Source organism: Burkholderia sp. AU30198, assembly GCF_020419825.1.
In the GTDB taxonomy this organism is placed as follows: Bacteria; Pseudomonadota; Gammaproteobacteria; order Burkholderiales; family Burkholderiaceae; genus Burkholderia.
This window is the reverse complement of record NZ_JAIZSA010000009.1, coordinates 327,120-349,539: the sequence shown is the minus strand read 5'-3', so window position 1 is coordinate 349,539 and position 22,420 is coordinate 327,120. Positions and strand designations below refer to the sequence as shown.

Sequence of the window (22,420 nt, the reverse complement as noted above, 5' to 3'; positions counted from 1 at the left end):
AACCTGTTACTGTTTTCGGTTCAGTTAAGAACCGGTCGCTCACTCAAAGCTGACAGGAATATGAATTGCTTCATAAACCTGACTTACTTTAGTGTGAGACTCTTGATACTTTCGCTATCTGATCCGAGGATCAGCTCGCTTCCATCAAGCGCCCACACTTATCGGCTGTTAATTTTTAAAGAGCATTTCTGCGAGGAACTTCGTGTTTCTCAGCAGCGCTGCGTTTTCAGCAGCAGAGAAGCGAGATTATGAACCGTGTTTCGCATTTCGTCAACAACTTTTTTAACTACATCGTTGCGACTGCGGGGCTCAACTTCCAGGCCAGTTGCGCGCTCCAGACTGCAGCACGCCACCAACCCTGCTTCCCTCTCCCGCGCCGCGTTTCCGTTAGCGCGAAAGAGGCGTGATTGTAGGGAGCTTGCGACATTCGCGCAAGGGGTTTGAAGCAACTTTTTTACAAAAGCTGCAATCCGGGCCGGCCGGCCATGCGTCGGCACGAGACCGCTTATGGTGCAAAGAACGGACTAGAATGTGAGGCTCTTCGCCTCTTTCTATATACGTCTTTAATATGCGCCAGCGAATCGCCAAACGCCTCCCCCCCGATGCCGACAAACTGGTCGGTCTGTCGCTTGCGCTCTTCGCCTCGGGCAGCCGTATCGAGGATCGCTTCTGGGAAGCGAAGCTCGACGCGCTGCTCGCCAAGATTGTCCGCAACGGCAACCAGACCACGCTCGACGCAGCGCTCGACCATCTTCAGCAGAATCACCCCGATGCCTATGGCGCACTCGCCGACATGGCCGAGACGCACAGCGAGTCGATGGTGATCGAGCACGACGGCCAACCGTTCGACGCGCTGCTGGTCGCCGTCCCGGTTCTCGCATGGACGCGCTACATGATTCCGTCGGGCCCGCTCAAGGGTGACGTCGCCGACGCGCTGCGAACGCACCTGCAGGCTCACGTCCTGGCGAACGGCACCCTCGTCGGGCTTGCTCCGTTCCTCTACAGCATCGACCAGTTGCCGCGGCACCACGTCGAGACCTACCGGCTGGCCCAGCAGCTCGCGCATGCGGCGATCAGCCAGCACACGCCCAAGCTCAGCTTCGGCGACCTGCCGGAAACCTCGCCGATCCTGGCCGACCCGCGCTTCCTGCTCGCGGTCGTCGCTGCGCCCGCCGGCGCGCCGCTGTTCCGCTGGCAGGAAGAAGAAGGCGGCAGCCGAATCGAACGTGGCCAGTGCCTCGAACAATGGACGGCCCAGGGCGGCCCGAACCTGTCGATCGCCCTGCCCGGCTGCGAGTTCGAATGCCTGCTTCCGGACGCGTACTATTCGGCCTGCCGGGATGCGGACGAACGCGTGCGTCCGCACACCGTGAGAACCGCCATTCGTTATCTTTTCGACACACTTGGTGCGGCACCGCAAGAGCTGCGTGCGGTAGTCGCCGGCTTCGGCGAACGCCGTATCGACGAGTATCGTGTCGGCTTCACGCGACGTGCCAGCAACGACGTAATCTATGGCGTCGTATGGCCGCTCTACGGCCGTGAAAACGGTGACGTGTCGATCGACAGCGCGACGCTCGAAGGCGAAGCACCGATCGAAGGGCCGCTCGAGGAAATCGTGAGCCTGCTGAAGGAATGCGGTGTAACCGACGTCCGGCGGCACGCGGGCCGCTTCGAGCCCGAATACTGCGATGACTGCGGCGTGCCGCTCTACGCGGATCCGCTCGGCGAAATCGTCCACGCAGAAATGCCGGAAGACGCATCCCCCGCCCAGCCGCACTTCCACTGACCCGCAGCACAGCAGGCCCTGACGGCCTGCCCGCCTGAAGCCGCTCACGGTTCCCGCCGGAGCGGCTTTTTACTTGTCCGCCATCCCGCCGCCCGAAATTTCATACTTTTCCTAAGCCTTTCAGCCAAGCAGACATCGTGTAAGGTCTTTGTCATCATCAGACCCAAGGCATGCCAGACGGCAGATCAATGGCTCACATTACGGAGGTTGAATATGCGGTTCCTGATACTCAATTCAGACGCCGAGCGGCGTGACGGACTGAAGGCCCTGTTGCGACAGATCGACCGTCACGCCAGCATCAACGATGCGCCCGACAGCTTCCAGGCGCGCAGGCTGCTGCGCAACCAGCGTTTCGACCTCGTCGCGATCGACTGGCTCGACGTCGGCCGACACAGCGAGCTTCAGGCGCTCTGCAGCGCGTGCTCGCCGACACCCGTCGCCGTCCTGGTCGACGAAACATCACCGGAAGCCATCCAGCGCTTCTTCAACTACGGTGTTGCCGGCGTAATTCCGCACTCCACGCGGCCGCACCTGATCGTGCGTGCGCTCGAGATCGTGCTGCTGGGCGGGCACTACATCCCGCCGATCGCGCTACGCCTGCTGCCCTCCACCGCTGCGGCGCGCTACGATGCCCATTTCCAGACGCTCGCCGGATCGATTCCCCGCCGCCCGCCGAGCGGTCTCTTGTCGCCGCGGCAAGCGCAGATCATGCGCTTCGTCCACATGGGCAGCACAAACAAGATGATCGCCCGTACGCTCGGCATCAGCGAAGGCACCGTCAAGATCCATCTCGCCAGCATCTTCCAGCAGCTTGGTGCCGCCAATCGCGCCGCCGCGGTCGCGATCTACAACGGCTGGCTGTCGCCCCACCTTGAGGTGCTGCTGGCGAACCGCAGTCGCGCGCGCAAGCCGCCCGTCGGCGAACACGGCCCGGTTCCGCTGCGTCCGCAACAGCATGACCGCCCGTACCCGGTGCCAGCCTCGATCGATAGCGCGCAGGACCTGCCGATCGCCGCCGAGCCACCAGCGCGGTTCCGGCGCGAACGCTAGCCAAACAGTCTCGATATTGCGACGGTCGGCGTGTGCGGATTCCCACCTTTGATGCTCAACGAGTAATATGGACGCATGGGTTTTCTTTTCACACCGCTTCCGCTCTGGGTTGGCATCGGTGGCTGGATCGCCGCCGTGGCCCTGCTCGCGCTCGCGATCTGGAATCGTCCCTTCGTGCGCCTGCAGGACGCCACGCTCCAGCACGTGTGGCTCGCGCTCGTCACCGCCATTGCAGTCCTCTGGGCCTCGAATGCGTGGCTCGAAGATGGCATCGTCATGCATCTGCTTGGCGCGACACTGCTCGTCACACTGTTCGACTGGACACTCGCACTGATCGCGATGGGCGCCATCACGGCGGTTGCCGCGATCATCTTCGACGCGCCTTGGCAGGGCATTGGCCTGACCTATCTGATTTACGGCGCACTGCCGGTCGCGGTGTCGGCATTGCTGCAGCGCGCCGCGCTCGCATGGTTGCCACACAATCTCGCGTCGTTCATCACGGGCCAGGGATTCCTGTCGCCGGCCATCGCGATCATCGCGGTCGCCGCTGCCGCGGCCGGGGTCCAGCTCGCACTCGCGGATGGCGTGCCCGTCGTGATTCCGGCCGGCTACCTGCTGAACACTGCGCTGCTCGCACTCGGCGAAGCGTGGTTCACCGGCATGGCGACGGCACTCATCGCCGTCTATCGCCCCGCCTGGGTCACGACCTTCGACGTCCGGCGCTATCGCCTCGGCGGCCCGCGCGCCTGAATGACCCACTGGCAACGGTACCGTCATCCCGTACCAGCGGTACCTCATGCGTCGCGGCAGAATGCGACATCTACTGCCGCACATCTTTTTTACGCTAAGATTGAACTCCGGTTCTTCATCGGACATCTATACGTGCCCGATGTCTCATTCGCTCCTCACCAATAACCAGATGGACAGCTCTCCTGCGTCGCTCCGGATTTTCCGGGCGCTCGGCAAGCTGGCAGCCTGTATTGCGGGCCTGTCGCTTGCGCTTCCGACACCGGCATTCGCCGACCTGCTCGACCAGCGCTCCGAACTGATCAACAAATTCGTCAACGAAATGCATGCCGATCCGCTCGCCGCCGATTGTGCGGCGCACGGCAGCTTCATCGCCAGTACGTCGTCGGCCTTCGACCGCGTCGACTTCGCGCCGAACGCATTCGACAGCGGCAACGCGACGATCACGCCGTGGAACGACTCGTTCGACCAGGGCAAGCAGCGCGTGAAGGTCGACAATATCGTCACTGTCGACGGACTCGGCATCCACAACGATGGCAGTGACCCGACACCACTGAAGTTCCGATGCGGTTATGTCGGTCAGCAAATGCTCGCGTTCAGCTGGAACGACCCGGTTCCGCCGCTGAAGCCGCGCGTCGAGCGCTCCTCGTCCTCGACGAAGAAATTCAAGGGCAAGTCGCACCGAGGCAAGGTCAAGGCATCGAGCCGCACCGGCAGCAAGAAGGCCGTCGCAACGAAAAAGTCGAGCGGCCAGAAGAAGGTGGTGAAGAAGAAAGCCGCGAAGAAGTCCTGATACGGCATAGCGACATCGACAGCAGTAAAAAAGCCGGGGCATCTCAGGATGCCCCGGCTTTTTTCATACGGCGACGCTACGCTTATGCGAACGTGTCGACGTGCACGAGAATCGCCGCCAGCATCGCTGCGCCAAGCGCCGCACTGCGCTCGCCGTTCCAGCCGACTCGTTCGTCGGGCAGGTTCGCGTTGTCCTTGAACGGCATCTCGAGCGTCAGCGACAGGCAGCCGAACTGGTGGCCGACGTACTTCGACGCGAGCTTGAGCGCGTCCTCCTTGTATTTGCTCGCCGCATAGCCGTGCTCAGTCTGGAAGTCGGGGCTTGCGACCTTGAACGCGTCGATGAATGCGGTCTGCTCCTTGCCCTGCTGCTCGGTAAAGCTCGGCAACATCTCCGACCCGGCAACGAACACGTACGGCAGATCCTCGTCGCCGTGAATGTCGAAGAACATGTCGCAGCCGATCGCATGGATCGCGTCGCGCACAGCCAGCACCTCGGGGCTGCGCTCGGCATCGGGCGCCATCCACTCGCGGTTCAGGTTCGTGCCTGCCGCATTGGTGCGCAGGTTGCCATGCACGCTGCCGTCCGGGTTCATGTTCGGAACGATGTGGAACGTCACGCGATCGTACAGCTTGCGTGCAACCGGATCGCCTGCCCAGTCGCCCCAACCGGCCAGCCGCTTGACGAGGCCTTCGACGAACCACTCGGCCATCGACTCGCCGGGATGCTGGCGCGCGATGATCCACACCTTCTTCTTCGGCGTGCCGTCGGTTTCCGGCGTACCGAGCGTCAGCAGCGACATCGGACGGCCTTCGACCGTACGGCCGAGTTCGACGACGCTCGCCTGCGGCAACTGTTGAACCGCGCCGAGAAATGCCGCGTGACGCTCTTCCGAGTACGGTTCGAAATACGCGTAGTAGATGCTGTCGAATTCCGGCGTATGGTCGATGGTCATCGTCTTGCCGTCGAACGTCGTCGGCACGCGGAACCAGTCGACCCGGTCATAGCTCGCCACCGCGCTGAAATTGCGCCAGCCCGACGGATACGCGCATTCGGCAGCATTCTCGAACGTCATCACGCAGCGCTCGCCGCGTGCGCCCGTCAAGCGGTAGTAAAACCATTGCGCGAATTCCGAGCGGTTGTCGCCACGCACGCGCAGCCGAATCGCATCGGGACTGTCGCACGACACGACGTCGATTGCGCCTGCGTCGAAATTGCTGGTGATCGAAAGGGCCATCTGTCTCTCCTTGGGCGACCGGAACAGGCGGTGTAGCGCGTGCCCGGCCTCATGCATGCGCCGGCCGTCTCGTGAACGGCCGACAGGGTCACTCGCCGACGCGCCGGCGATATACGTAAGTCGAATCGTTCGACGCAGCCGCATCGAACGCATAGCCTTCCGTCGCGAAATCCTTCAGCGCCTTCGGGTCGGTAATACGGTTCTCGACGATAAAACGCGCCATCAGGCCGCGCGCACGCTTCGCATGGAAGCTGATGATCTTGTAGCGGCCGCCCTTCCAGTCCTCGAACACTGGCGTGATGACGGGCGCGGCCAGCAGTTTCGGCTTGACCGACTTGAAGTATTCGGTCGACGCGCAGTTGACCAGCACGCGCGCCGCACCGCTACGCGTTTCGAGCTGTTCGTTCAGCGCCCGCGTGATGCGATCGCCCCAGAACGCATACAGATCCTTGCCGCGCGCGTTCGCGAAGCGCGTCCCCATCTCGAGACGGTACGGCTGCAGCAGGTCGAGCGGACGCAACAGCCCGTACAGGCCCGACAACACGCGCACGTGCTGCTGCGCATAGTCGAGATCGGCGGACGACAGCGATTTGGCGTCGAATCCTTCATATACATCGCCGTTGAACGCGAGCACGGCCTGCTTCGCGTTGGCCGGCGTGAAGGTCGGCGACCAGTCCGCGTAGCGCTGGAAATTCAGGCGTGCGAGCGGGTCGGAGATATCCATCAGCGTCGCGATGTCCTGCGGCGACAGCTTGCGCAGGCCGTCGATCAGTTCCGACGCGTCGTCGACGAATGCAGGCTTCGTGTAAGACTGGACGTGTGCGGGCGTATCGTAGTCGAGGGATTTGGCTGGAGAGAGAACGATTATCATAGAGGCTCGCTGGCACGCCGTGCCTTGCGGTCAGACGAAAACCACCGATTGTAACGAATGCCCCGCTCTCTCGCCCCGCATGCCGCACATCGCGTCGTGCTCGACTCGAACGTCTGGATCGACATCCTCGTATTCGACGACCCTGCTACACGCCCGATCCGGGCCGCGCTCGAACGCGGCACGCTGGCCGCCGTGATCGACGGCCGCTGCCTGACTGAACTCGAGTATGTGCTCGACTATCCTCAGTTCCAGTCTCGCGCGATCGACAAGGCGGCCGCGCTCGCGACCGTCGCCCGCCTGGCGAGCCTCGTCGAGCCGCCGGCCATCGACGCCGACGCGCCGCCCTTGCCGAAGTGCAAGGACCGCGACGACCAGAAGTTTCTTGAACTCGCCCGCGCTGCCCAGGCCGAGTGGCTCGTGTCGAAAGACCGCGCGCTGCTGAAGCTCGCCAAGCGCACCGCACGCGACTTCGGCTTCCGGATCGCGCAGCCGGCCCCCTTTGCCGAGGCCTGCGCGCTCGACGCCACGCCGGCCTGACGCACGTACCACCACCCGCTTTCGACCGTATCGATGAACGCTCCTTCAGACATGCCAACGACTCCCGTTTTCCCTTCGCGCCTGCCGAACGTCGGCACGACGATCTTCACGGTCATGAGCGCGCTTGCCGCCGAAAAAGGCGCGGTGAACCTCGGCCAGGGCTTTCCGGATTTCGACTGCGATCCGCGCATCGTCGATGCGGTTGCCGCCGCGATGCGCAACGGGCACAACCAGTATCCGCCGATGGCCGGTGTCGCGCCGCTGCGCGACGCGATCGCGGACAAGATCGCGCAGGTCTATGGCCGGCGCTACGATCCGGCGACCGAAATCACCGTGACGGCCGGCGCGACGCAGGCGTTGCTGACCGCGATCATGTGCACGGTGCATCCGGGTGATGAAGTGATCGTCGTCGAACCGACCTATGACAGCTACCTGCCGTCAATCGAACTCGCGGGCGGCAAGCCCGTGTTCGTCACGCTGGAAGCGCCCGACTACGCGATTCCGTTCGACCGTCTGGCAGCCGCCATCACGCCGAAAACGCGCATGATCCTGATCAACACGCCGCATAACCCGACGGGTACCGTGTGGCGCGAGGCGGACATGCGCAAGCTCGAGGAGATCGTGCGCGGCACCAACGTGCTGATCCTGTCCGACGAGGTCTACGAACACATGGTCTATGACGGCGCGCGCCACGAGAGCGTCGCACGCTATCCGGAACTCGCCGCGCGCAGCTTCATCGTGTCGAGCTTCGGCAAGACTTATCACGTGACGGGCTGGAAGGTCGGCTATGTCGCAGCGCCTGCCGCGCTGACCGCGGAATTCCGCAAGGTCCACCAGTTCAACGTGTTCACGGTGAACACGCCGATGCAGATCGGGCTCGCCGACTACCTGCGCGACCCGGCGCCGTACCTGACGCTTGCCGACTTCTACCAGCAGAAGCGTGACTTCTTCCGGGCCGGCCTCGAGCGCACGCGCTTCAAGCTGCTGCCCTGCACCGGCACGTACTTCCAGTGCGTCGATTATTCGGCGATCAGCGACCTGCCGGAAGCAGAGTTCTCGAAGTGGCTCACGTCGGAGATCGGCGTGGCCGCCATTCCGGTGTCGGCGTTTTATCACGAGCCGCACGAATCGGGCGTCGTCCGATTCTGCTTCGCGAAGCAGGAAAGCACGCTCGCGTCCGCGCTCGAGCGGCTCGCCCGCCTGTAAATCCCGCACGGGCGGCGTCGCGCCGCCCCGCCGGCCCCGCGCTTTACGAACGCGCGCCGCTCGTCGCTTCGATATAGGCCTTCCGATCGGCCGCCACGCGCTGTGCCGCAGGCCGCTCGCCGACCTGCTTCGCATGAGCCTTCCAGTCGATGCCCGCATCGAGCAGGAAGTCACGTCCGAACACGGCCTTCGTCGCCATCCCGATGACCGGCAGATGGATCGACGCGGCGATGTCCGCGAGGCTGAACGACTCGCCGAGCACATACGGCGAAAACTGCGTCATCTGCTTGAACGCATCGATCGCGCGCGGCAGGCGCTTCTCGACGTGCGCCTTCATCCCGTCGCTGACCTTGCCGCCGAAAAACGCTTCCGTATAGACCTCGCGCGCCATCCATTCGAGATACAGCTCGAGCGTCTCGACCAGTTCGCGCACCTTCGCAGCCGCGAACGGGCTCGCCGGGAAAATGCCCTTCTCGGGATAGCGTGCCGCCAGGTACTCGACGATCACCTGCGACTCGAACAGCGCACCTTCCTCGGTTTTCAGGAACGGAATCTTGCCGAGCGGCGAATCGGCGAGCTGGGCCGGATCGCTGATCGGCAAACCGCACGCCGACTCCTCGAACGGAATGTCGTGTTCGAGCAGGACGAACTTCACCTTGTTGTAATAGTTGGACAACGGAATACCGCACAGCTGTAGCATCGGAGTCTCCTTCGTTGCTGGAACGTGGCCGCAATGGTGCCGGCCGCATCGGGATTCGTCGCGCTGAAAAGCACGTTCGTGCTAGTCTAAAGCAACTTTTACGTCCGTCACGACAACAATACATCTGCTACGGCATCGGCCGCATCAGCACGCGCGATGTACCCGCCGCCGCAGCCCCGCCATCCGATGGAGACACGCCGCATGAGTGCTGAACTGCTGGCCTCGCGTCCGCCCGAGAGCGAATCGACGCTCGTCCTCACGCTATCCAATCCCGGCGCACGCAACGCGCTGCATCCCGACATGTACGCGGCCGGCATCGAAGCGCTCGCCACCGCCGAACGCGATCCCGGGATTCGCGCAGTCGTGCTCACCGGCGCCGATCGCTTCTTCTGCGCGGGCGGCAACCTGAACCGGCTGCTCGACAACCGTTCGAAGGATCCGTCCTACCAGGCCGACAGCATCGATCAGCTCGCTGCATGGGTAACGGCGATCCACGCTTCGACGAAGCCGGTGATCGCGGCGGTCGAAGGCGCCGCGGCCGGCGCGGGTTTTTCGCTCGCGCTCGCGTGCGACCTGGTCGTCGCCGCGCACGATGCGAAGTTCGTGATGTCGTACGCGCGTGTCGGCCTGACGCCCGACGGGGGCGGTTCGTGGTTCATCGCGCGCGCACTGCCGCGTGCGATCGCGGCCGAGATCCTGTTCGAAGGCAAGCCTGTCGCAGCCGAGCGTCTGCACACGCTCGGTGTCGTCAACCGGCTCGCCGTGCCCGGCGCGGCACTGACCGACGCGCTCGCCTGGGCCGATGCGCTCGCCGGCATCTCGCCGAACGCACTCACGCGCATCAAGTCGCTGCTCGACGACGCAACGATGCAGCCGCTCGACGCGCATCTCGGCACCGAGCGCGATCATTTCGTCGCATCGCTGCATCATGCGGACGGGCTCGAAGGCATCACCGCATTTCTCGAGAAGCGCCAACCCCGCTACAAACGCTGAACCGTCGCGCCCGCTTTCGAATGGACGCGTCGCCACCGCATCGACCCGATGCTGCACGGCGACGCCCCCCCGTCTCGACGACACACGATCGCCCCCGACACCATGCAGTTCGACGCGCGCGCACGACTGCGCATACCCATCGGCGCGCACGGTTCCGTCGCCAGCAACCCGCATCGATCCATGCTCTAATGACCGCCTGTCGCGGCGCTGCCGGCGCCGTTTTCGCGCATGCAACCAAGGAGTTCACGATGATCGACGTCTATAGCTGGGCGACCCCGAACGGCCACAAGGTGCACATCATGCTCGAGGAAACGGGCCTCGCTTATCGTGCCCATCCGGTCGATATCGGTGCAGGCGACCAGTTCAAGCCGGACTTCCTGAAGATCAGCCCGAACAACAAGATCCCCGCGATCGTCGATCCGGACGGCCCCGGCGGCCAGCCGATCTCGCTGTTCGAATCGGGCGCGATCCTGATCTACCTCGCCGAGAAGGCCGGCAAGTTCCTGCCGACCGACCCGGCCGCGCGCTATGCGACGCTCGAATGGCTGATGTTCCAGATGGGCGGTGTTGGCCCGATGCTCGGGCAGGCGCACCACTTCCGCCTGTATGCGCCGGAGAAGATCGAGTATGCGGTCAACCGCTACACGAACGAGGCGAAGCGGCTATACAACGTGATGGACAAGCGTCTCGGCGAATCCGAATATCTCGCAGGCGACGCGTACACGATCGCGGACATTGCGACGTTCCCGTGGACGCGCTCGTGGCAGAACCAGGGCATCGTGCTCGACGAATTGCCGAACGTGAAGCGCTGGCACGAGGCGATCGCTGCGCGACCGGCCGTGCAGCGCGGCGTCGAAGTGCTCGCCTCGATGCGCAAGGCGCTGCAGGACGACAAGGCACGCGAAGTGCTGTTCGGTGCGACGCAATACGCGAAGCACTGACACGCATGTGACGAGCGGAGCGGCAGCCGTGGATGCCGCTCCCCGCGTCAGAAGTAATGCAGCGTGATGAATTCCGCCGCGCAGACAGGCAGCGGCGCATCGGGACCCTCGACCTGCATCGTCACCGACCACGTCACCTGCACACCGCCTTTCGCGGCCTCGGCGGTTTCCTTGACCGCAAACAGCGCACGCACACGCGCACCGACCGGCACCGGCTTCAGGAATCGCACGCGGTTCAGTCCGTAGTTCACGCCCATCTTCTGCTCGAAACGCATCGCGTCGACCATCAACGCCGGAATCAGCGACAGCGTCAGGAACCCGTGCGCGATCGGACCGCCGAACGGCGACTCGCGCCGCGCGCGTTCGGGATCGACGTGAATCCATTGATGATCGCCGGTCGCATCGGCAAAGCCATCGACACGACGCTGGTCGATCGCGATCCAGCCGCTCGCGAGCGGCTCTGCGCCGACACGCGCCTGCAGCGCCTGTGCCGATGCGATCAGCGGCAAGGTCACGTCGGTCATGCGTGCGTGCCTCCCGGATGGCGCAGCCCGAAGATCACCTTGGTATGCACGGTGATCACCGTCTCGCCGGCGCCGTTCACGCCGACCCATTCCGTCGACACGATGCCGCGGTCGGGCTTGCTCTCCGACACGCGCTTGTCGTGGACTTTCTGATACATCGTGATCGTGTCGCCGGCGCGCACCGGCTTGAGCCAGCGGATCGAATCGATGCCCGGCGACCCCATGCTGGTCGAGTCCTGACCGAGCTTCTTGATGAGCAAGCTCATGAACACCGAACACGTATGCCAGCCGCTCGCGACGAGCCCGCCGAAATGCGATGCCTTCCCGGCCTCTTCGTCGAGATGGAACGGCTGCGGGTCGTAGCGTTGCGCGAACGCCTTGATGTCGTCGGATTCGAACGTGTAGCGGCCCACTTCGGTGGTACTGCCGACCACCAGGTCTTCGTAACTGATACCCACTAGGTGTCTCCTTGTCTGGTGCGCTCACGCGTCACCGTCACGCCGCGTCGGCCTGCGCGAAATCAGGCAGCGCCGCGATACGGGCAAGATGATGATCGGTATCGCCGAGCGTCGTCTCGATGATCGTCAGCCGCTTGAACAGGTGCGCAGCGGCGACCTCGTTGGTCACGCCCATGCCGCCGTGCAGTTGAACGGCCTGCTGGCCGACGAAGCGCGCAGCGGCGCCGACACGCGCTTTCGCGGCCGACACGGCCTTGCGTCGCGCATCGGCATCGCCGCTCGCGTAGCGTACGGCAGCAAGGTAAGTCAGCGAACGCGCCTGCTCGGCATGGATCAGCATGTCGACCATCCGGTGCTGCAGCGCCTGGAAACGCGCGATCGGCATGCCGAACTGTTCACGCGTCTTCGTGTATTCGACCGTCGCACGATTCAGTTCGTCGAGCGTACCGACCGCTTCCGCGCACAGCAGGAACGTCGCGTAATCGGCAACCTGCTCGAGGGCAGCCGCGTCGCGCGCACCGCCCGTCAGCAGTCGCGCCGGTGTTTCGTTGAACGCGATCGTCGCGGCACGCTGGCCGTCGATCGTCCGGTAGTCGACCACCTGCGCATTCGCGGCATCCCGTTCGACGACGAAGAGGCCGATGCTGCCGCCGTCGACGCGCGCGGGCACGATCCACGCATCCGCCTGTGCGCCATGCTGAACGACCGACTTCGTGCCGGTCAGCCGGTACGTGCCGCCCTGCTCGCGCGCATGCGTGTCGAGTTCGAACAGGTCGTAGCGCGCATGCGGTTCGTGGAACGCGACCGCCACACGTTTCTGTCCCTGCGCGACCGCCTCCAGCAGCGCGGCATCCTCACCGGCGCCGGAGCCGGCGATGCGCAAGGCTTCGACGCCCACCACCGTTGCCCAGTACGGCTCGATCACGAGCGCGCGGCCGAGCTCCTGCATCACGACCAGCATGTCGACGGGGCCACCGCCGAAACCGCCCTGCGCATCCGGCACGGGCAGCGCGGTCAGCCCCAGCTCGGCGAACGCGCTCCATTGCGTGTCCGACACGCCCGCGTCGCTGCGCACGATCGCCTGGCGCGCTTCGAAACCGTATTGCTCGCCGAGATAACGGCGCAGCGCGTCGGCAAACTGCTGCTGCTCATCGGTAAAGCTGAAATCCATGGTTGTCTCCGTTCCCTGATCACAGCCCCAGAATCATCTGCGCGATGATGTTCTTCTGGATCTCGTTCGAACCGCCGTAGATCGACGTCTTCCGGTAATTGAAGTAGTACGCGGCAAGCGGTGCCGCATCGTCGTCGCCCGCGATGCTGTGCTCGCGCTGGCCGTCGAGGAACGGCACGTCGAACGGTGCGGCGAGCGGGCCGATCGCATCGACCATCAGCTCGGTGAGCGCCTGCTGCACTTCCGTGCCCTTGATCTTCAGCATCGACGCCTCGGGGCCCGGCCCCTTGCCGCTCGTCTCGCGGCTGACGACGCGCAGCACCGTCACTTCGAGCGCCATCAGCTCGACCTCGAGCGCCGCGACCTTCGCGGCGAACACGGGATCGGCAAGCAACGGCTTGCCGTTCTTGCGCTGGTTCGACGCCACGCGCTTCAGGAACGCGAGCTCGCGCTTCGACGCGCCGACGCGTGCGATACCGGTGCGCTCATGGCCAAGCAGGTATTTGGCGTAGGTCCAGCCGCGATTCTCGTCGCCGACGAGATTCTCGACCGGCACTTTCACGTCCTCGAGGAACACCTCGTTGACCTCGTGGTCCTCGTCGAGCATGACGATCGGGCGCACCGTGATGCCGGGCGTCTTCATGTCGATCAGCAGGAACGAGATGCCCTCCTGTTTCTTCGCGGCCGGATCGGTGCGCACGAGGCAGAACATCATGTCGGCGTACTGGCCGAGCGTCGTCCAGGTCTTCTGGCCATTGACGACGTAGTGGTCGCCCTGGCGCTCGGCACGCGTGCGCAACGATGCGAGGTCGGATCCCGAACCCGGCTCCGAGTAGCCCTGGCACCACCAGTCCGAGCCGTCGAGAATGCGCGGCAGATAATGACGTTTCTGCGCTTCGCTGCCGTATTTCATCAACACCGGCGCGACCATCGATACGCCGAACGGCAGCACGGTCGGCGCACCGATCCGCGCGCACTCCTCGTCCCAGATGTGTCGTTGCGTCGCGTTCCAGCCCGGGCCGCCGTATTCAACCGGCCACGCGGGCGCGGACCAGCCGCGCTGGCCGAGAATCCGGTGCCAGCTCGCGAAATCTTCGCGGTCGAGCCGTTTGTGATCGAGTACCTTGGCGCGCAGTGCGTGAGGCAGGTTTGCCTCAAGCCAGGCGCGGACGTCGACGCGGAACGCGTCGTCGGCGGGGGAATAATCCAGATCCATGCGCAGTGTCTCCTGTCCGCAGCCGTCCGGCCCGACAAAGACTCACTGCATACGCTATTGCAGCGGTTCTTTCAGCGCGGCAGGAATCGGCAGCGGCATCACGTCGATGCCTTCTTCGGCCAAGGATTGCACATCTTCGGGCGTCGTGACGCCACGGATGCTGCGTGCCGGCGCCTCGTTGTAATGGATGCGCCGCGCTTCCTCGGCGAAGCGCTCGCCCACATTCTCGGTTTTCTCCAGCACCTCGCGCAGCGCACGCATCACCTGCGCCTGCAGTGCACGCGGATCGGCCGGCTGTGCCTGCGTCGCGCCCGACAAGTTCAGGCGCGGCGCCGACGGCAGACGGTTGACCTCGGTCGTTCCGCACACCGGGCATTCGACCAGCTTGCGGGACAACTGCGCTTCGAATTCATCGGCGGAAGCGAACCAGCCTTCGAACCGATGACCGTGCGGGCACTGTAAATCGAGGACCTTCATGCTGAATCAGGGCGTGTGACGAGTGTAGCGCAAAAAACGCTTTTGTGAACGATCGTGCTAAATACTGATCGCGCGACGCGGAAGCATCGCGTCACCGGATTGTAACGCGGCGCCCCACCCGCCGCTGACGCCGCGCTCAGGGCGTCAGGACCGGCCCGAGTGGCCACGTGCCGGACAGCACCTTGTCGAGCCACATCGTGCCGATGATCGTCTTCACGTCGGAGATCTGGCCCGTGCGCACCCATTCCTGCAGATCGGCCTGCGTCGCGGTGAAGGTCTCGAGGAATTCGCCTTCATCGAGCTTGCGCTCGCCGGCCGTCAGCCCGCGCGCGAGGTACAGGTCGATGAATTCGGTCGAATAGGAAATGATCGGGTGAATCCGGGCCAGGAACACGTACTCGCGTGCGGTGTAACCCGTTTCTTCGCGCAGTTCGCGCACCGCGCATGCGAGCGCGCCTTCGTTCGGATCCAGCTTGCCGGCCGGGAATTCGGCCATCACCTTGCCGATCGGGTAGCGATACTGGCTTTCCATCAGCACGCGGCCGTCGTCGAACAGCGGGATCACCATCACCGCGCCCGGGTGCTGGACGTATTCGCGCGTGGCCTTCTTGCCGTCCGGCAGACGGACGGTATCGCGCTTGAGCTTGAGGAACGAGCCTTCGAAGATCGCCTCGCTTTCGAGGCAGGTTTCGGTCAATGCGGCGTCGTGATTGGGTAGTTCGGCCATCGGCGGCTCCGGGAATGAGCGCGACGGCCGAAGCCGTCAGCGTCGTTTGACGAGATACTGGAACGTGAAGCCGGGAAACGCGAACACGACGAACAAACTGAACGTGATCGCGTAGAACTGCCAGCCCTGTTCGAAGCGGTTGCCGGCGCGCGACTCGAGCCAGAAGCCGAGCGCGCCAACGATGAAGTACAGCACGATCAGCTCGCCGATCCGCACCCACCCGCTCTTCTTCGCCGTGCCGAACGGCACGACGGCGAAGAGACGTTGGTTCAGGAACGGCAGGTTGGCGCAGACGAGCGCCAACAGCACGATAAACCAGCCGGCTGCCGACATTACAGCGGCAGCGTGTGACGAATTGCCTGCAGGCAGGCCGTCAGCAGCGGGCTCGGGATCAGGCCCAGCACGACGACCGCGAGGCCGTTCAGCACGAGGATCGTGCGCTTGCAGAAATCGCCCGTGATCGGCGTCGCATCCTGCGGTGCATCGAAGTACATCAGCTTCACGATGCGCAGGTAGTAGAACGCGCCGAACAGCGACGTGATCACGGCCAGCACGGCCAGCCACGTGAGGCCCGCGTTGACGGTCGCCTCGAGCACGGCGAGCTTCGCGTAGAAGCCGACGGTCGGCGGGATGCCCGCCAGCGAGAACATCATGACCATCATCACGAACGCGAACACCGGGCTGCGCTTGTTGAGGCCCTTGAAGTCGTCGATCGTTTCGGCTTCGAAATCGCGGCGCGCGAGCAGCATCACCACACCGAACGAGCCGAGCGTCGTGATCAGGTAGACGATCGCGTAGAACATCGCCGAGCTGTATGCGTTCGCCGGTGCCGCCGCGTCGCCCTTCACGATGCCCGCGAGCAGGCCGAGCAGCACGAAGCCCATGTTCGAGATCGCCGAGTACGCGAGCATCCGCTTGATGTTGCGCTGGACGATACCGGTGATGTTACCGACGATCAGCGACAGCGCAGCGAGGATCACGAGCGCGGTCTGCCAGTTCTGTGCGAGCGGCAGCAGGCCCATCACCAGGAAACGCAGGCCCCACGCGAACGCGGCAACCTTCGGGCCGCCGCCGACGAACAGCGTCATCGCGGTCGGTGCGCCTTGATAGACGTCCGGCACCCACATGTGGAACGGCACGGCGCCGAGCTTGAACGCGATACCGGCGACGATGAAGACCACGCCGAACATCAGCACGGCTGCATCGGTGTTGCCGCCGACCGCCTTGTACACCTCGCCCAGCTCGAGCGAGCCGGTCGCGCCGTAGAGCATCGAGATGCCGTACAGCACGAAGCCCGACGCGAGCGCGCCCAGCACGTAGTACTTCATCGCGGCTTCGCTCGACTGCGCGGCGTCGCGGCGCAGCGCGATGACGGCGTACAGCGACAGCGACATCAGTTCGAGACCGAGGTACAGCGTCAGGAAGTTGTTGCCCGACACCATGACCAGCTGCCCGAGCAGCGAGAACATGCCGAGCAGGAACACGTCGCCGCGGAACATGTCGCGATCTTCGAGGTACTTGCGCGAATAGACGAGCGAGACCGCGAAACCGAACGACACGACCGCCTTCATCATGCTCGCGAACGAGTCGACGACGATCATCTTCGAGAAGAAGTAGTACTGCTGCGGGTCAAGCGCCTGCACCGCGAACCACACGCCGGCGACAACCGACGATACGACCGCGATCAGATAAGTCAGGCGGCGGCCGGAAGCACCGGTAAAGGTGTCGTTCAGCCATGCGACGACGATGGCGGCCATCACCAGCGCGTCAGGCAACAGGACATTCATAGGAGCGTTCATGATCTTGAGTTCCTCCGCTCGCGATTACTGGGCCAGCGGCAGCTTCGACTGCGCGACGTGGGAGAGGAGGTTTTCCACGGAAACGTGCATCACGTCGGTGAAAGGCTTCGGATACAGGCCCATCAGCATCGTGAACGCGGCGAGTACGGCCAGCATCACGAATTCGCGACGGCCGATGTCCTTCAGCTTGGCAACGTGATCGTTCGCAACCGCGCCGAAGTACACGCGCTTGTACATCCACAGCGTGTAAGCCGCGCCGAGGATCAGCGTGAATGCCGCGCCGAATGCGATCCAGAAGTTGTACTGGACGGCAGCGAGAATCACCATGAACTCGCCGACGAAACCCGACGTACCCGGCAGGCCGCAGTTGGCCATCGAGAACAGCATTGCGAAGGCCGCGAACTTCGGCATCACGTTGACGACGCCACCGTAATCGGCGATCTGGCGCGAGTGCACGCGGTCGTACAGCACGCCGATGCAGAGGAACATCGCGCCCGATACGAAGCCGTGCGAGATCATCTGGATGATCGCGCCTTCGACGCCGAGCTGGTTGAAGATGAAGAAGCCGAGCGTGACGAAGCCCATGTGCGCGATCGACGAATACGCGACCAGCTTCTTCATGTCGGACTGCACCATCGCGACGAGGCCGATGTAGATCACCGCGATCAGCGACAGCGTGATCACGACGGGAGCCAGGAAGTGGCTCGCATCAGGCGTGATCGGCAGCGAGAAGCGCAGGAAACCGTATGCGCCGAGCTTCAGCATGATCGCAGCCAGCACGACCGAGCCGCCCGTCGGCGCTTCCACGTGCGCATCCGGCAGCCAGGTGTGGACCGGCCACATCGGCACCTTCACCGCGAACGCGAGGAAGAAGGCAATGAACAACAGTATCTGCGGCGTCATCGCGATCTTGGCGTTCTGCCACGTCGCGAGGTCGAACGAGTGCGTTTCCGTGTACAGGTAGATCAGCGCGACCAGCATCAGCAGCGAGCCGGCCAGCGTGTACAGGAAGAACTTGAATGCCGCATACACGCGGTTCGGGCCACCCCACACGCCGATGATGATGTACATCGGGATCAGGGTCGCTTCGAAGAACACGTAGAACAGCAGGCCGTCGGCCGCCGAGAATACGCCGATCATGATCCCGGACAGGATCAGGAACGCCGCGAGGTACTGCGCGACGTTCTCGGTGATCACTTCCCATGCGGCGATCACGACGATCACCGTGATCAGCGCGGTCAGCACGACGAACCACATCGAGATGCCGTCGACGCCGAGGTGATACGCGATGTCGAAGCGTTCGATCCAGGTCGACTTCTCGACGAACTGCAGCGCAGCCGTGCTCGAATCGAAGCCCGTGATCAGCGGGATCGTGACCGCCAGGCCGAGCAGCGAACCGATCAGCGCGATCCAGCGGGCCGTCCCCGGATTTTTGTCGTTACCCACCGCAAGCACGAGGAGGCCGAAAACGATCGGCAACCAGATCGCGGTACTGAGAATCGGAAAAGCGTGCATTAAGTTGTCCCCCGCCTTATTTGCCGCCGAGCGTTACAAACAGGGTCAGGAGCCCCAGCATGCCGATGATCATGGCGAACGCGTAGTGATAGATGTAACCGGATTGGAGGAAGCGGATCACGCCGGCGAACCAGCCGATGAACCGGGCGCTGCCGTTGACGAGGCCGTCGATCACCACGACGTCACCCTCCTTCCACAGGCCGCGGCCGATCGCCACCGAACCACGGGCGAACACCACTTCGTTGATCTTGTCCATGTAGTACTTGTTGTCCAGCAGCGTGTAGATCGGGCCGAACGCGCGGCGGATCGACGCCGGCAGTTCCGGACGCTTCAGGTACAGGAACCACGCGACAACGACACCGGCGAGCGCGAGCCAGACCGGCAGGCCCGAAATCGAGTGCAGACCCATGCCCACCCAGTTGGTGAACTCGTGGCCCATCTCCTCGAGCGCCGGGTGATTCGCGCCAATGTAGATCACCTTGTCGAACGCGACGCCGTGCTCGAAGAAGTTGCCGTACAGCATCGGATAGATCGCGAACGCACCGATCACCACCGACGGGATCGCCAGCAGGACCAGCGGCACCCACACGACCCACGGGGTCTCGTGCGGCTCGTGCGCGTGGTCGTCATGACCGTGGCCATGGCCGTGGTCGTCGTGGCCGTGCGCAGCCGCCATGCCCATCGGCGATTCCGGATGCTTCGGCTTGCGGAAGCGCTCTTCGCCGTGGAACACCAGGAAGTACATGCGGAACGAGTACAGCGCCGTGACGAACACGCTCGCGACGACCGCGAAGTACGCGAAGCCCGAACCCGGCAGGTGCGACAGCTTCACCGCGTCGATGATCGAGTCCTTCGAGTAGAAGCCCGAGAAGAACGGCGTGCCGATCAGCGCGAGCGAACCGACGAGCGACGTGATCCACGTGATCGGCATGTACTTGCGCAGGCCACCCATGTTGCGCATGTCCTGGTCGTGGTGCATGCCCATGATGACCGAGCCGGCGCCAAGGAACAGCAGTGCCTTGAAGAACGCGTGCGTCATCAGGTGGAACACGGCGACCGGGTAAGCGGACACGCCGAGCGCGACGGTCATGTAGCCGAGCTGCGACAGCGTCGAGTAAGCAACCACGCGCTTGATGTCGTTCTGGACGATGCCGAGGAAGCCCATGAAGAGCGCCGTGATCGCGCCGATCACCGTGATGAACGACAGCGCGGTGTCCGACAGCTCGAACAGCGGCGACATGCGCGACACCATGAAGATGCCGGCGGTCACCATCGTCGCCGCGTGAATCAGCGCGGAGATCGGGGTCGGGCCTTCCATCGAGTCCGGCAGCCACACGTGCAGCGGGAACTGTGCCGACTTACCCATCGCGCCGATGAACAGGCAGATACAGGCAACGGTCAGCAGGCCCCAGTCGGTGCCCGGGAAGTGCAGGCTCGCCAGTTCCGCGCGCTTCGCGAACACTTCGCCGTAGTTCATCGAGCCGGCGAATGCGAGCAGCAGGCCGATGCCGAGCAGGAAGCCGAAGTCGCCCACGCGGTTCACGAGGAACGCCTTCATGTTCGCGTAGATCGCGCTCTCACGCGTGAAGTAGAAGCCGATCAGCAGGTACGACACCAGACCCACCGCTTCCCAGCCGAAGAACAGCTGCAGGAAGTTGTTGCTCATCACGAGCATCAGCATCGAGAACGTGAACAGCGAGATGTACGAGAAGAAGCGCTGGTAGCCGTCTTCTTCCGCCATGTAGCCGATCGTGTACACGTGCACCATCAGCGAGACGAAGGTCACGACGACCATCATCATCGCGGTCAGCGAATCGACGAGGAAGCCGATTTCGAGCTTCAGCGAGCCGACGTTCATCCATTCGTAGACGGTCGCGTTGAAGCTTGCGCCGCCCATCACGTCGAAGAAGACTTTCGCCGACAGGAGGAACGCGATCATTACGCCGAGGATCGTGATCCGGTGTGCGCCCTTGCGCCCGACTGCGTTCCCGAACAGCCCCGCAATCAGCGAGCCGGCCAGCGGAGCGAGCGGAATCGCCAGCAGCAGGTTTTCATTGAGTGTCGTTGACATAACAGCGTTGCCTGAAATTAACCTTTGAGCTGATCGAGATCCTCGACATTGATCGTGTCGAGCTTACGGAACAGGGTCACCAGAATCGCGAGGCCGATCGCGGCTTCCGCTGCGGCGACCGTCAGCACGAAGAACACGAAGATCTGGCCGTGAATATCGCCGAGGTAGTGCGAAAACGCGACGAAGTTGGTGTTCACCGCCAGCAGCATCAGTTCGATCGACATCAGGATGATGATGATGTTGCGGCGGTTCAGGAAAATCCCGACGATCGCGATCGCAAAGAGGATCGCGCCGAGCACGAGGTAATGAGCAAGAGTCAGCATGTTTTCTTTTCCTCCGCTTAGCCGTTGGTGCCCGAACCGGCTTCGCTCTGCGCCGTTTCCGGCTGCGGCTTTTCCGCTTCCATCTTCACGAGGCGCACGCGGTCGTTGCGGCGCACCTTGACCTGATCCGACACGCGCTGGCGCTTGCTGTCCTTGCCCTTGCGCTCGGTCAGCCCGATCGCTGCAATGATCGCGACCAGCAGCACGAGGCCGGCGATTTCAAACGCGAAGATGTAGTCGGTGTAGATCACCTTGCCGATCAGGCGCGTGTTCGACCAGTTGGCCATCTCGCCCGTCGCCATCGCGTGCACGGTCTGCGTGTCGCCGTAACCGCGCCACAGGATCAGCGCGGTTTCGATCACGATGATCGCGCCGACCACCGTCGCCATCGGGACGAAGCGCTTGAAGTCGCGGCGCAGGTAGTCGATGTTGATGTCGAGCATCATCACGACGAACAGGAACAGCACCATCACGGCGCCCACGTACACCAGCACCAGCAGGATCGCGAGGAACTCCGCTTCCAGCAGCATCCAGATCGCGGCGGCGTTGAAGAACGCCAGCACAAGGAAAAGCGCAGACGCCACCGGGTTGCGCGAAGTGATCACCTTCAGCCCTGATACCACCAGGAGCAGCGCGAAGATGTAGAACAGTACGGTCGTGAATTCCATGATTACCGGTTCATCGTTAGGCCATAGTCAGGCGCGGCTTGCGGGACGCTCTTGCGAGCCGCACCCGTCGCGGCGGCTCGGCCCGTGCTTCGGGCCGGCACTGCAAACACAATCAACGATACGGCGCGTCGGCAGCCTTCGCCGCGGCGATGTCCTTCTCGTAGCGATCGCCCACCGCGAGCAGCATTTCCTTCGTGAAATACAGGTCGCCGCGCTTTTCGCCGTGGTACTCGAGAATCTGCGTCTCGACGATCGAATCGACCGGGCAGCTCTCTTCGCAGAAACCGCAGAAGATGCATTTCGTCAGGTCGATGTCGTAGCGCGTCGTGCGGCGCGTGTTGTCCGCGCGCGTTTCCGATTCGATCGTGATCGCCATTGCGGGGCACACGGCCTCGCACAGCTTGCACGCGATGCAGCGCTCTTCGCCGTTTTCGTAGCGGCGCAGCGCATGCAGCCCGCGGAAACGCGGCGAGATCGGCGTCTTTTCTTCCGGGAACTGCACGGTGACCTTGCGCTTGAACGTGTAACGGCCGGTCAGCGCGAGCCCCTGCAGCAGCTCGGTCAGGAAGAAGGTCTTAAAGAAGTGTTGGATTGCGCTCATGATTTCGTC

Annotated in this window: 24 protein-coding genes; 8 read left to right on the top strand and 16 right to left on the bottom strand. The window is 63.5% G+C overall.

Going from position 1 to position 22,420, the window contains the following annotated elements:
- The first annotated feature begins 568 nt into the window (after positions 1-568).
- The 4 genes from LGN19_RS21610 to LGN19_RS21595 all read left to right on the top strand — a co-directional run bounded on the left by LGN19_RS21610 (position 569) and on the right by LGN19_RS21595 (position 4,376).
- On the top strand, positions 569-1,786 hold the full coding sequence (locus tag LGN19_RS21610; RefSeq protein ID WP_043188777.1) for a DUF2863 family protein: 1,218 nt from the start codon (positions 569-571) through the stop codon (positions 1,784-1,786).
- A gap of 213 nt (positions 1,787-1,999) precedes the next feature.
- The gene (locus LGN19_RS21605; RefSeq protein WP_226217006.1) at positions 2,000-2,836 is read left to right on the top strand and encodes a response regulator transcription factor; all 837 of its coding nucleotides are present in this window, start codon (positions 2,000-2,002) and stop codon (positions 2,834-2,836) included.
- A gap of 75 nt (positions 2,837-2,911) precedes the next feature.
- Positions 2,912-3,586: an energy-coupling factor ABC transporter permease gene (locus LGN19_RS21600; protein WP_043188781.1), complete on the top strand. Its 675-nt coding sequence runs from the start codon at positions 2,912-2,914 to the stop codon at positions 3,584-3,586.
- A 139-nt stretch (positions 3,587-3,725) separates the two neighbouring features.
- On the top strand, positions 3,726-4,376 hold the full coding sequence (locus LGN19_RS21595; RefSeq protein ID WP_122945881.1) for a BspC domain-containing protein: 651 nt from the start codon (positions 3,726-3,728) through the stop codon (positions 4,374-4,376).
- A gap of 82 nt (positions 4,377-4,458) precedes the next feature.
- On the opposite strand, the gene LGN19_RS21590 is transcribed toward LGN19_RS21595, so the two are convergent.
- Together LGN19_RS21590 and yaaA are read right to left on the bottom strand one after the other, a co-directional pair.
- Entirely contained in the window at positions 4,459-5,613 is a 1,155-nt protein-coding gene (locus LGN19_RS21590; protein ID WP_226217004.1) for a M14-type cytosolic carboxypeptidase, read from the bottom strand.
- 88 nt (positions 5,614-5,701) lie between these two features.
- Entirely contained in the window at positions 5,702-6,484 is a 783-nt protein-coding gene (yaaA, locus tag LGN19_RS21585) for a peroxide stress protein YaaA (protein WP_043188790.1), read from the bottom strand.
- A gap of 57 nt (positions 6,485-6,541) precedes the next feature.
- Here yaaA and LGN19_RS21580 point away from each other — a divergent pair, with 57 nt between their 5' ends.
- Both LGN19_RS21580 and LGN19_RS21575 read left to right on the top strand, forming a co-directional pair.
- Positions 6,542-7,021 (top strand): putative toxin-antitoxin system toxin component, PIN family, encoded by a 480-nt coding sequence (locus LGN19_RS21580; protein ID WP_122945883.1) that lies wholly within the window; start codon positions 6,542-6,544, stop codon positions 7,019-7,021.
- Positions 7,022-7,054: 33 nt separating this feature from the next.
- Positions 7,055-8,227 carry a pyridoxal phosphate-dependent aminotransferase gene (locus LGN19_RS21575; protein WP_226217003.1) on the top strand — a complete coding sequence of 391 codons (1,173 nt, stop codon included), beginning with the start codon at positions 7,055-7,057 and terminating at the stop codon, positions 8,225-8,227.
- A gap of 43 nt (positions 8,228-8,270) precedes the next feature.
- Here the strand turns inward: LGN19_RS21575 and LGN19_RS21570 are convergent, their stop codons facing one another.
- A complete protein-coding gene (locus LGN19_RS21570) occupies positions 8,271-8,927 on the bottom strand; it encodes a glutathione S-transferase (RefSeq protein ID WP_122945885.1) in 657 nt (218 codons plus the stop codon).
- Between the two features lie 201 nt (positions 8,928-9,128).
- On the opposite strand from LGN19_RS21570, the gene LGN19_RS21565 reads away from it, so the two are divergent.
- Both LGN19_RS21565 and LGN19_RS21560 read left to right on the top strand, forming a co-directional pair.
- Positions 9,129-9,920, top strand: a complete 792-nt coding sequence (locus tag LGN19_RS21565; protein ID WP_226217001.1) for an oxepin-CoA hydrolase, alternative type — start codon at positions 9,129-9,131, stop codon at positions 9,918-9,920.
- Between the two features lie 248 nt (positions 9,921-10,168).
- Entirely contained in the window at positions 10,169-10,861 is a 693-nt protein-coding gene (locus tag LGN19_RS21560) for a glutathione binding-like protein (RefSeq protein ID WP_226216999.1), read from the top strand.
- Positions 10,862-10,908: 47 nt separating this feature from the next.
- Here LGN19_RS21560 and LGN19_RS21555 read toward each other — a convergent pair whose 3' ends face one another.
- The 13 genes from LGN19_RS21555 to nuoI form a co-directional block, all read right to left on the bottom strand.
- Positions 10,909-11,385, bottom strand: coding sequence for a MaoC family dehydratase (locus LGN19_RS21555; protein WP_226216997.1), 477 nt, complete (start codon positions 11,383-11,385; stop codon positions 10,909-10,911).
- Complete coding sequence (locus tag LGN19_RS21550) at positions 11,382-11,843, bottom strand: MaoC family dehydratase (protein WP_174961680.1); 462 nt, start codon at positions 11,841-11,843, stop codon at positions 11,382-11,384. The genes LGN19_RS21555 and LGN19_RS21550 overlap by 4 nt, the downstream gene beginning before the upstream one ends.
- A 37-nt stretch (positions 11,844-11,880) precedes the next feature.
- Positions 11,881-13,014 (bottom strand): acyl-CoA dehydrogenase family protein, encoded by a 1,134-nt coding sequence (locus LGN19_RS21545; RefSeq protein WP_226216995.1) that lies wholly within the window; start codon positions 13,012-13,014, stop codon positions 11,881-11,883.
- A 19-nt stretch (positions 13,015-13,033) separates the two neighbouring features.
- A complete protein-coding gene (locus LGN19_RS21540) occupies positions 13,034-14,230 on the bottom strand; it encodes an acyl-CoA dehydrogenase family protein (RefSeq protein WP_174961676.1) in 1,197 nt (398 codons plus the stop codon).
- Between the two features lie 54 nt (positions 14,231-14,284).
- Positions 14,285-14,707 (bottom strand): DUF1178 family protein, encoded by a 423-nt coding sequence (locus LGN19_RS21535; protein WP_122945890.1) that lies wholly within the window; start codon positions 14,705-14,707, stop codon positions 14,285-14,287.
- Positions 14,708-14,843: 136 nt separating this feature from the next.
- Positions 14,844-15,434, bottom strand: coding sequence for an NUDIX domain-containing protein (locus tag LGN19_RS21530; protein WP_011352689.1), 591 nt, complete (start codon positions 15,432-15,434; stop codon positions 14,844-14,846).
- Between the two features lie 36 nt (positions 15,435-15,470).
- Entirely contained in the window at positions 15,471-15,767 is a 297-nt protein-coding gene (locus LGN19_RS21525) for a DUF2818 family protein (RefSeq protein WP_046544751.1), read from the bottom strand.
- Positions 15,767-17,221: an NADH-quinone oxidoreductase subunit NuoN gene (nuoN, locus tag LGN19_RS21520; RefSeq protein ID WP_174961694.1), complete on the bottom strand. Its 1,455-nt coding sequence runs from the start codon at positions 17,219-17,221 to the stop codon at positions 15,767-15,769. Before nuoN ends, LGN19_RS21525 begins: the two co-directional genes overlap by 1 nt.
- 36 nt (positions 17,222-17,257) lie before the next feature.
- Positions 17,258-18,748: an NADH-quinone oxidoreductase subunit M gene (locus LGN19_RS21515; RefSeq protein WP_069248465.1), complete on the bottom strand. Its 1,491-nt coding sequence runs from the start codon at positions 18,746-18,748 to the stop codon at positions 17,258-17,260.
- A 16-nt stretch (positions 18,749-18,764) separates the two neighbouring features.
- Positions 18,765-20,819 (bottom strand): NADH-quinone oxidoreductase subunit L, encoded by a 2,055-nt coding sequence (nuoL, locus tag LGN19_RS21510; RefSeq protein WP_122945893.1) that lies wholly within the window; start codon positions 20,817-20,819, stop codon positions 18,765-18,767.
- 17 nt (positions 20,820-20,836) lie between these two features.
- Entirely contained in the window at positions 20,837-21,142 is a 306-nt protein-coding gene (gene nuoK / locus LGN19_RS21505) for an NADH-quinone oxidoreductase subunit NuoK (protein ID WP_122945894.1), read from the bottom strand.
- Positions 21,143-21,159: 17 nt separating this feature from the next.
- Complete coding sequence (locus LGN19_RS21500; protein ID WP_046544750.1) at positions 21,160-21,810, bottom strand: NADH-quinone oxidoreductase subunit J; 651 nt, start codon at positions 21,808-21,810, stop codon at positions 21,160-21,162.
- Positions 21,811-21,922: 112 nt separating this feature from the next.
- Positions 21,923-22,411 (bottom strand): NADH-quinone oxidoreductase subunit NuoI, encoded by a 489-nt coding sequence (nuoI, locus tag LGN19_RS21495; protein WP_011352695.1) that lies wholly within the window; start codon positions 22,409-22,411, stop codon positions 21,923-21,925.
- Positions 22,412-22,420 lie beyond the last annotated feature (9 nt).